Raw genomic sequence first — 8667 nt, forward strand, 5'->3', positions numbered from 1 at the left:
GACCGGAGACCATCTCTCCGGTCCGCGCCCCGCTCTCTTCGCCTCGGGTGTCGCCCCGACTACTGGAAGCGCGCCTTGATCGCCTCGCCGTGCGCGGGCAGGTCCTCGTCGTTCGCGACGGCCACGATGCGGTCGGCCAGCTCCTGGAGCGCGTCGGCCGAGTACTCGACGACCTGCACCGCGCGCAGGAAGCTGTGCACCCCGAGCCCGCTCGAGTAGTGCGCGCACCCACCGGTCGGCAGGACGTGGTTGGACCCCGCCATGTAGTCGCCCAGCGGGACGGGCGAGTACGGGCCGACGAAGATCGCGCCCGCGCTCTGCACCCGCTCGGCCACGGCGGCGGCGTCGGCCGTCTGGACCTCGAGGTGCTCGGCACCGTACGAGTCGACGACGTCGAGGCCCTGCTCGAGGTCGTCGACCACGATGATCGCGGACTGCGGACCGGACAGCGCCTGCGCCACGCGCGCCGCGTGCTTGGTCTCGGGGACGAGGTCCACGAGGCGGGCGTCGACCGCCGCGGCCAGCTCGACCGACGGCGTCACGAGGACGGCCGCGGCGTCGGGCGTGTGCTCGCCCTGACTGATGAGGTCGAGCGCGACGTGCGTCGGGTCCGCGCCGCCGTCCGCGAGGATCGCGATCTCGGTGGGGCCGGCCTCGGAGTCGATGCCCACGACACCGCGCACGAGCCGCTTGGCGGCCGCGACGTAGATGTTCCCCGGACCCGTGATGACGTCGACGGGCTCGCACAGGTAATCGCCGTCCTGCGGCTCGCTGCCTGCGGCGCCGTACGCGAACATGCCGATCGCCTGCGCACCACCGACCGCGTAGACCTCGTCGACGCCCAGCAGCGCGCAGGCCGCGAGGATCGTGGGGTGCGGCAGACCGTCGTTCTCGCGCTGCGGAGGCGAGGCCACCGCGAGCTCGCGCACACCGGCCTCCTGCGCCGCGACGACGCTCATGATGACCGACGACGGGTAGACGGCGATCCCGCCGGGCACGTAGAGCCCGACGCGACGCACGGGGATCCAACGCTGGCGGACCTGCGCCCCGGGGGCCAGGTCGACCGAGAACGGCTGGGGGCGCTGTGCGGCGTGCACCGTGCGGACGCGGCGGATCGCCTCCTCGAGACCGTCGCGCACGAGCGGGTCGAGCGTCTCGAGCGCAGCCGACAGGCGCTCGGCCGGGACCCGCAGGTGGACCGGTCGCACGCCGTCGAACCGCTCCGAGAGGTCCCGCAGCGCGGAGGCGCCGTGCAGACGGACGTCGTGCAGGATCGGGGCGACCTTCTCCGCGGCGTCCTCGACGCCGATCTCCGGACGAGGCAGGATCTCCGTGAGCTCACGGGGAGACAGGGAACGACCACGCAGGTCGATGCGGTTGATCACCGACCCATCGTAGGCCGGGCCGCGAACCGACCTCCAGGCCATTCAGCAGGTGGGCAGTTCCCCGGCACGCCCCGGACGCGAGAGAATGGCTCTCATGACCACGACACCCACGGTGGAGATCACCGACGACGTCATCCGCCTCGGCCAGTTCCTCAAGCTCGCGAGCCTCGTCGAGTCGGGCGCCCACGCGCGCGACCTCATCTCCGAGGGAGAGGTCCAGGTCAACGGCGAGGTCGACACGCGACGCGGCCGCCAGCTGCACAAGGGCGACGTCGTGACGGTCGACGTCCCGACCGGTCAGATCGGCGCGATCGTCGGCTAGCCACGGTCCACGGGGCGACCCCGACCGCCCCCAGCCAGGTCAGAGGGCCATGTAGCTCGAGCTCATGACCTTGTCCACGACGATCCGCAGGACGACGCGGCGCGGGTTGACGCGGGGCTCCTTGTAGCGCCGCGTGTACCGGCGCACGGCCTCGGCGACCTCGTCGGGGTCGCGCGAGACCGAGACGATGCCCTCGAGCGTGATCCAGCGTCCGCCCTCGACCTGGCAGACTGCCGCGCGAGGGTGGGCCCCCTCGGGGGTGAGGCGGTCGGCATTGAGGGCCTTGACCGACGTGTCGTTGGTCGTGATGCGCACGACCCCGGTCTCGGGGTCCCACGTGAAGCCCACGGGGACGACGTGCGGGCTGCCGTCCTCCCGCAGGGTGGTCAGGGTCGCCAGGTGGCGCTCGGTCACGAAGACGCGCTGCTCGGGGGTCAGGTGGATCACGACCGCGAGTCTACGTGTCCTCCGGTCCCCCGAAACCGTAGGTCGTGACGGGCGGCACGACGCCCCGCGCGAGAGCGGCGAGCACCGCGGCCTCGTGCGGCACGAGCGGCTCGGGCAGGTCGGACAGCGCGAACCAGCGCAGGTCGGCGGCCTTCTCCCGCTCCTCGATCACCGGCTCGCCGGACCACGTGCGGCAGGCGAAGAAGAAGTCGACCCGCTGCTCGACCGGTCCCCCGTCCGGGCGCGTGCGGTGCATGACCGTGAGCGGCTCGAGGTCCGTCGTCGCGACGTCGACGCCCAGCTCCTCGCGCGCCTCCCGCCGAGCTGCCGCCAGGACGCTCTCCCCCTGCTCGACGTGCCCGGCCGCGGCCGCGGCCCAGTGACCGTCCATGTACCCGGTGTTCTGCCGGAGCTGGAGCAGGACCTGGTCGCCGCGACGCAGCAGCACGTAGGCCGCCGGGACCACCTGGAATCGCCCCGGCGAACCGTCCGCCGCCGGGACGTACCCGCCCGCGTCCTGCCTGCCCACGTCCGGGCTCACACCGTGAGGCACGTCGGGCCGAGAAGCGCCTTGAGGTCGCCGTACAGCGCCGGGCTCTTCGCGACCCGCAGGGTGTCCTCGAGCCGCATGACCTTGGTCCGCCCGGGGCTCGTGAGCTTGAGGTGGACCTCGGTCACCCCCGGGTGCGTCGAGAGGATCTCGCGCAGCTTCTCGACCACGGGCTGGGTGCAGCGCGACTCGGGCAGGCTCACGAGCACCGGCGTCTCGGCGACCGTCGAGATGTCCGGGAGCGAGACCTCCATGGCCTGGAGCTGCATGGTCTCGTCGCGCCGGCGCACCCGTCCGCGCAGCACCACGACCTGGTCCTCGGCGAGGATCGTCGAGTACGCGAGGTAGGTCTCGCCGAAGAACATGACCTCGACGCCTCCCTCGAGGTCCTCGATCGTCACCGCGGCCCACGGGTTGCCGTTCTTGCTCATCTTGCGCTGGAGCGAGGTGATGAGACCGGCGATGACGACCGTCGAGCCGTCGGGCCGGGCCTCGTCGGCCATGAGCGCGGCGATCGACGTGTCGGCCGCGCGGGTCAGCACGTGCTCGAGCCCCGACAACGGGTGGTCGGACACGTAGAGGCCGAGCATCTCGCGCTCGAACGCGAGACGCTGCTTCTTGTCCCAGTCGGGGATGTCGGGCACGTCCACGCTGAAGGACATGGCGGGGTCCTCGCCGCCGAGGTCCGCGAAGAGGTCGAACTGCCCCTTGGCCTCCTCGCGCTTGACGCTGATGACCGAGTCCACGGCCTGCTCGTGGACCACGAGCAGGGCACGCCGCGCGTGGTCGAGCGAGTCGAACGCCCCGGCCTTGATGAGCGACTCGATGGTCCGCTTGTTGCAGACCACGGCGGGGACCTTGTCGAGGAAGTCGGTGAAGGACGCGAACGTCCCCTTGTCCTCGCGCGTCGCGACGATCGCGTCCACGACGTTCGCGCCGACGTTGCGGACCGCCGTCAGACCGAAACGGATGTCCTTGCCGACGGCGGTGAAGTTCGCCGACGACGAGTTCACGTCCGGCGGCAGCACCGTGATCCCCATGCGACGGCACTCGTTGAGGTAGAGGGCCGACTTGTCCTTGTCGTCGCGCACGCTCGTGAGCAGCGCGGCCATGTACTCGGTCGGATAGTTGGCCTTGAGGTACGCGGTCCAGTAGGACACGACGCCGTAGGCCGCGGAGTGCGCCTTGTTGAACGCGTAGTCCGAGAACGGCAGCAGGATGTCCCACAGCGTCTTGACCGCGGCCATGGAGAAGCCGCGTTCCTTCATGCCGTTGGAGAAGCCCTCGAACTGCTTGTCCAGCTCGGACTTCTTCTTCTTGCCCATCGCGCGGCGCAGGATGTCGGCCTGGCCGAGCGAGTACCCGGCAACCTTCTGCGCGATGGCCATGACCTGCTCCTGGTACACGATCAGGCCGTACGTGGTCCCCAGGATGTCCTCGAGGGCTTCCTCGAGCTCGGGGTGGATGGGAGTGACCTCCTGCATCCCGTTCTTGCGCAGCGCGTAGTTGGTGTGCGAGTTGGCGCCCATGGGGCCGGGGCGGTACAGCGCGCCCACGGCCGAGATGTCCTCGAAGTTGTCGGGGCGCATGAGCTTGAGCAGGGTCCGCATGCCGCCGCCGTCGAGCTGGAACACGCCCAGGGTGTCGCCGCGCCCCAGGAGCTCGTACGTCTTGGGGTCGTCGAGCGTGAGCGCCTCGAGCTCGACCGGGTCCTTGCCGTTCATCACGATGTTCTCGAGCGCGTCGTCGAGGATCGTGAGGTTGCGCAGCCCCAGGAAGTCCATCTTGATCAGGCCGAGGCCCTCGCACGTGGGGTAGTCGAACTGCGTGATGACCGCGCCGTCCTGGAGGCGACGCATGATCGGAATGATGTCGATGAGCGGCTCGCTCGACATGATGACGCCGGCCGCGTGCACGCCCCACTGGCGCTTCAGGCCCTCGATGCCCTTGGCGAGCTCGACGACGCGCTGGGCGTCGGGGTCCGCCGAGTGGATCTGGCGGAACTCGTCGGCCTCGTTGTACCGCTTGTCGTCGGGGTTGAAGATCCCCGTGAGCGAGATGTCCTTGCCCATGATCGCGGGCGGCATGGCCTTGGTGAGCTTCTCCCCCATCGCGAAGGGGAAGCCCAGGAGGCGCGAGGAGTCCTTGAGGGCCTGCTTGGCCTTGATGGTGCCGTACGTGACGATCTGGGCGACACGGTCCTCGCCGTACTTCTCCGTGACGTAGCGGATGACCTCACCACGACGACGCTCGTCGAAGTCGACGTCGAAGTCGGGCATGGACACACGGTCCGGGTTGAGGAAGCGCTCGAAGATGAGGCCGTGCTGGAGCGGGTCGAGGTCCGTGATGCGCATCGCGTACGCAGCCATGGAGCCCGCGCCCGAGCCACGTCCCGGCCCCACGCGGATGCCGTTGTCCTTGGCCCAGTTGATGAAGTCGGCGACGACGAGGAAGTAGCCCGGGAAGCCCATCTGCACGATGACCTGGGTCTCGTACTCGGCCTGCTTGCGCACGGCGTCCGAGATGCCGTCCGGGTACCGGTAGTGCAGGCCCTTCTCGACCTCCTTGATGAACCAGGAGGTCTCGTCCTCGCCCGGAGGGCAGGGGTAGTTGGGCATGTAGTTCGCGGACGTGTCGAAGCTGACCTCGCACTGCTCGGCGATGAGCAGCGTGTTGTCGCAGGCCTCGGGCAGCTCTTTCCAGATGTGGCGCATCTCGGCGGCGGACTTCACGTAGTAGCCGTCGCCGTCGAACTTGAAGCGGTCCGGGTCCGCGAGCGTGGAGCCGGAGTTGATGCACAGCAGCGCCTCCTGGGAGTGGCTGTCCTCCTTCTTCACGTAGTGCAGGTCGTTCGTCGCGACGAGCGGTGCACCGATGGTCTCCGAGAGGCGCAGCAGGTCCTTGATGACGCGGCGTTCGATGTCGAGCCCGTGGTCCATGAGCTCGACGTAGAAGTTCTCCTTGCCGAACACGTCCTGGAGCTCACCGGCGGCCTGCACGGCCGCGTCCCACTGCCCGAGCCGCAGCTTGGTCTGGATCTCGCCCGACGGGCAGCCCGAGGACGCGATCATGCCCTTGCCGTAGCGCTCGAGCAGGTCCCGGTCCATACGGGGCCACTTGCCCATCTGTCCGTCGAGCGAGGCGAGAGAGCTCGCCCGGAAGAGGTTGTGCAGGCCCTCGTTGTTGCGGGCCCACATCGTCAGGTGCGTGTACGCGCCACGGGCCGAGACGTCGTCGGACTCCTGGCCCTTCTCGCCGAAGCGCACGCGCGTCTGGTCGAAGCGGCTCGTTCCGGGCGTGACGTACGCCTCGACGCCGATGATGGGCTTGATGCCCGCCTGGGTCGCCTTGGACCAGAAGTCGAACGCCCCGAAGATGTAGCCGTGGTCCGTCGTCGCGATGGCCTTCTGCCCCAGTCGCGCGGTCTCCTCGAAGAGGTCTCCGAGCCGCGCGGCGCCGTCCAGCATCGAGTACTCGGTGTGGACGTGGAGGTGGACGAAGTCGTCGGACTTCTGGGTGCTTCCGGGGGCGACGGCAGACGGCATGCGACGAGTCTAGATCGAGCCACCGACGCCTTCCGGCGTGTCGCCTGCCGGCACCGGCGTGTGCCTCGTCTCATGCTGCGGTCCGTCGCTCGTCCACCTGCCCGACGGCGCCGCCTGCCTCCGCGGAGCGCCGCGCCGAGCCCGTGGCAGATCCGCCCGTCAGTCGTGCGAGCGCAGGATCTTCGCGGCGTCGCGGTGGTCGATCCCTGCGTCGAGATAGACCGGCCCGTACACCTCGTAGCCGAGGCGTTCGTAGAAGCCCGTGGCCTGCGTCTGCGCGCTGAGCTCGATCCGGACGCTGCCGTCCGGCGCGTGCTCGGCGAGCGCGATCTCCTCGAGCGCCCGCATGACCGCCGCGCCCGCGCCGGTGCCTCGCGCAGCGCGCGCCACCGCGACGCGCCCGACGTGCACCTCGCCCGGGTGGGCGGGATCGGTCAGCAGTCGCCCGGTCCCCACGACGTCCCCCGCAGGGTCCCGGACCACGACGTGCGTCGTGGTCGGCGCGAAGTCGGCGTCGTCGATCTCCTCGGCGAGCGGGACGTGCTGCTCGTCCACGAAGACCGCCAGGCGCAGCGCGTGCGCCTCGGTGAGCTGCTCGGGCGTCCGGACCCGTTCTGTCGTCAGCATCGTCGTCCTTCCGTCGGCGGACCGGCGAACCCCGCCGGCCCGGTCAGGAGTACGCCCCGCGCACGACCTCGAGCGCTCGCGCCAGGTCGTCGGGGTACTCGCTCGTGACCTGCGTCCACTGCCCCGTCGCCGGGTGCTCGAAACCGAGCTGCACCGCGTGCAGCCACTGCCGCGTGAGCCCGACCTTCTTGGCCAGCACCGGGTCCGCACCGTACGTCAGGTCCCCCACGCAGGGGTGGCGGAGCGCCGAGAAGTGCACGCGGATCTGGTGCGTGCGGCCGGTCTCGAGGTGCACCTCGACGAGGGAGGCCGCCGGGAGCATCTCGAGGACCTCGTAGTGCGTCACCGAGGGCTTGCCCTCGGCCGTGACCGCGAACTTGTAGTCGGCCGACGGGTGACGCCCGATGGGCGCGTCGATCGTGCCGGTCGTCGGCTCGGGGTGCCCCTGGACGAGCGCGTGATAGACCTTCTCGACCGTGCGCTCCTTGAAGGCGCGCTTGAGCACCGAGTACGCGAGCTCGCTCTTGGCCACGACCATGAGCCCGGACGTGCCGACGTCGAGCCGGTGCACGATGCCCTGGCGCTCTGCCGCCCCCGACGTCGAGATGCGGTACCCCGCGGCGATGAGGGCGCCGACGACCGTCGGCCCCGTCCAGCCGGGCGAGGGGTGCGCCGCGACGCCCACGGGCTTGTCGATGACCACGACGTCGTCGTCGTCGTACACGATCTTCATGCCCGGGACGGGCTCGGCGACGATCTGCGGAGTGGAGGCCTCGGGCTCGTCGGGGATCTCGACCTCGAGCCAGGCCCCTGCGACCAGGCGGTCGGACTTGCCGAGCTCCCGACCGTCGACGCGCACCCCACCCGCGGCGGCGACCTCGGCCGCACGCGTGCGGGACAGGCCCAGCAGGCGTGCGAGGGCCGCGTCGACCCGTTCGCCGGCCAGCCCGTCGGGCACCGGGAGCGCGCGCACCTGTCCCATCAGGACTCCGTCCCGGCCGCCGGGCCGGACGTGGTCGCCGTGCCCGCCGTGCCGGAACCCTGGTGTCCGGCACTCGGGGAGGTCTGGGTGGGAGCGCCCGGCTCGGGAGCATCGACGGTCCGCTCGGCGACGCCGCCCCCGTGCTCGTCGGCGTCGTCCTTCGCCTGCTCCTGCTCCCGCTCCTGGTCGACGTGTCGCTGCCCGTCGATGCCGATCCCCTGGACCGACAGGATCGCGATCATCACCGCTGCCGCCACGACCGCGATGTCCGCGACGTTCCCGATGAACAGGTCCCCGTACCCGATGAAGTCGACCACGTGGCCCTGCGCGAAGCCCGGCTCGCGGAAGATCCGGTCGATGAGGTTGCCCAGCGCCCCACCGAGCAGCAGCCCGAGGGCGACGGCCCAGCCGCGTGACCCGATCTTGCGCATGCTGCGCAGGATGAACACGATCACGACCGTGACGACGATCGTCAGTATCCAGGTGTAGCCCGAGCCGATCCCGAGCGCCGCCCCTTCGTTGCGGATGAACGTCAGGTGGAGCCACTCGCCGAGGAGCTCGATGGTCTCGCGACCCTCGAGCTCTGCGACAGCCCAGATCTTGGTGACCTGGTCGACCAGGATCACGAGGGCCGCGAGCACCACGACCCACAGGACGAGGCGCCGCGGGGCGACGGTCGTGCGCGGCCGGACGTCCGTGGCGGGGGCCGCGGACACGGCCTCGGCGCCACCCTCGGACGGGTCGGCGGGCACGGGCTGCTGGGGAGAGGGAGTCGATGGCATCGGCGGCAAGTCTGCCATGTCCAGCCG

The 8667-nt window shown here is 70.4% G+C and carries 8 protein-coding genes; 1 reads left to right on the forward strand and 7 read right to left on the reverse strand.

Translation table 11 applies throughout. The features are described from left to right. Positions 1-59 precede the first annotated feature (59 nt). Positions 60-1385 (reverse strand): histidinol dehydrogenase, encoded by a 1326-nt coding sequence (gene hisD, locus ACFRCR_RS13935; protein ID WP_377678323.1) that lies wholly within the window; start codon positions 1383-1385, stop codon positions 60-62. 94 nt (positions 1386-1479) lie between these two features. On the opposite strand from hisD, the gene ACFRCR_RS13940 reads away from it, so the two are divergent. Then, positions 1480-1707 carry an RNA-binding S4 domain-containing protein gene (locus ACFRCR_RS13940; protein ID WP_138824712.1) on the forward strand — a complete coding sequence of 76 codons (228 nt, stop codon included), beginning with the start codon at positions 1480-1482 and terminating at the stop codon, positions 1705-1707. A gap of 39 nt (positions 1708-1746) precedes the next feature. Here ACFRCR_RS13940 and ACFRCR_RS13945 read toward each other — a convergent pair whose 3' ends face one another. The 6 genes from ACFRCR_RS13945 to ACFRCR_RS13970 all read right to left on the reverse strand — a co-directional run bounded on the left by ACFRCR_RS13945 (position 1747) and on the right by ACFRCR_RS13970 (position 8640). Continuing rightward, the gene (locus ACFRCR_RS13945; RefSeq protein WP_377678325.1) at positions 1747-2154 is read right to left on the reverse strand and encodes a pyridoxamine 5'-phosphate oxidase family protein; all 408 of its coding nucleotides are present in this window, start codon (positions 2152-2154) and stop codon (positions 1747-1749) included. 10 nt (positions 2155-2164) lie between these two features. Further along, positions 2165-2695 (reverse strand): NUDIX domain-containing protein, encoded by a 531-nt coding sequence (locus tag ACFRCR_RS13950; protein ID WP_377678326.1) that lies wholly within the window; start codon positions 2693-2695, stop codon positions 2165-2167. Next, positions 2692-6249: a DNA polymerase III subunit alpha gene (gene dnaE / locus ACFRCR_RS13955; RefSeq protein WP_377678328.1), complete on the reverse strand. Its 3558-nt coding sequence runs from the start codon at positions 6247-6249 to the stop codon at positions 2692-2694. The genes ACFRCR_RS13950 and dnaE overlap by 4 nt, the downstream gene beginning before the upstream one ends. A 159-nt stretch (positions 6250-6408) precedes the next feature. Then, on the reverse strand, positions 6409-6876 hold the full coding sequence (locus tag ACFRCR_RS13960; RefSeq protein WP_377678330.1) for a GNAT family N-acetyltransferase: 468 nt from the start codon (positions 6874-6876) through the stop codon (positions 6409-6411). Between the two features lie 43 nt (positions 6877-6919). Beyond that, entirely contained in the window at positions 6920-7858 is a 939-nt protein-coding gene (locus ACFRCR_RS13965; RefSeq protein WP_377678331.1) for an RluA family pseudouridine synthase, read from the reverse strand. Beyond that, entirely contained in the window at positions 7858-8640 is a 783-nt protein-coding gene (locus ACFRCR_RS13970) for a signal peptidase II (RefSeq protein WP_377678333.1), read from the reverse strand. Before ACFRCR_RS13970 ends, ACFRCR_RS13965 begins: the two co-directional genes overlap by 1 nt. Positions 8641-8667 lie beyond the last annotated feature (27 nt).

The sequence above is a fragment of the Oerskovia sp. NPDC056781 genome (assembly GCF_042789955.1).
Classification (GTDB): domain Bacteria; phylum Actinomycetota; class Actinomycetes; order Actinomycetales; family Cellulomonadaceae; genus Oerskovia; species Oerskovia rustica.

Excerpts from the sequence above, each read along its gene's own strand:
- ACFRCR_RS13965 (WP_377678331.1), bottom strand. The coding sequence starts at position 7,858 with ATGGGACAGGTGCGCGCGCTCCCGGTGCCCGACGGGCTGGCCGGCGAA.
- ACFRCR_RS13970 (WP_377678333.1), bottom strand. The coding sequence starts at position 8,640 with ATGCCATCGACTCCCTCTCCCCAGCAGCCCGTGCCCGCCGACCCGTCC.
- ACFRCR_RS13940 (WP_138824712.1), top strand. The coding sequence starts at position 1,480 with ATGACCACGACACCCACGGTGGAGATCACCGACGACGTCATCCGCCTC.
- ACFRCR_RS13960 (WP_377678330.1), bottom strand. The coding sequence starts at position 6,876 with ATGCTGACGACAGAACGGGTCCGGACGCCCGAGCAGCTCACCGAGGCG.
- dnaE (WP_377678328.1), bottom strand. The coding sequence starts at position 6,249 with ATGCCGTCTGCCGTCGCCCCCGGAAGCACCCAGAAGTCCGACGACTTC.